Below are 512 nucleotides of genomic sequence, written 5' to 3'. Positions count from 1 at the left end.
GGCGCGGCGCGCCGGTGGAGTTTCACCTGCTGGGCTACGGCTACCGCCACCTGCGCACCCAGCCGCGCGCGCGCCTGACGGTCTATGGCGAGTACCAGGAGGCCGACCTGTCCGGCCTGCTGGACTGGCTGCAGCCGGACCTCGTCTGGTTCCCCGCCCAGTGGCCCGAAACCTACAGCTACACCCTCAGCGCCGCCCTGCAGGCCGGCCTGCCCGTGGCCGTTCCGGACCTCGGCGCCTTTGCCGAGCGCGTGGCCGGGCGGGCGTGGAGCTGGGTCTGCCCCTGGGGGCAGGACGGCAACGCCTGGGTGGATTTCTTCACCGAGCTGCGCGAGCGGCACTTCATCCCGGCCGTGCCGCCCGCCCTGCCGGGCGACCCGCTGCCGGATTTCCCGCAGGGTGGCGCCCCCTGGGACTATGGTCAGGACTACCTGGTGGGGCTGCCCTCCATGGCGCCCGGCGCCCCGCAGGCCACGCCGCTCGACGCCAGCGCGCTCGCGCGCTGGCTGCCC

Annotated in this window: 1 pseudogene; it reads left to right on the top strand. The window is 74.8% G+C overall.

From position 1 onward, the window contains the following. Positions 1-512, top strand: a pseudogene (locus A612_RS04455) (methyltransferase domain-containing protein); the annotation flags it as partial.

This window comes from Melaminivora alkalimesophila, assembly GCF_000282995.1.
GTDB lineage: Bacteria > Pseudomonadota > Gammaproteobacteria > Burkholderiales > Burkholderiaceae_C > Melaminivora > Melaminivora alkalimesophila.
Note: the sequence above shows the minus strand (reverse complement) of the source record. Positions and strands in the feature narration are given on the sequence as shown.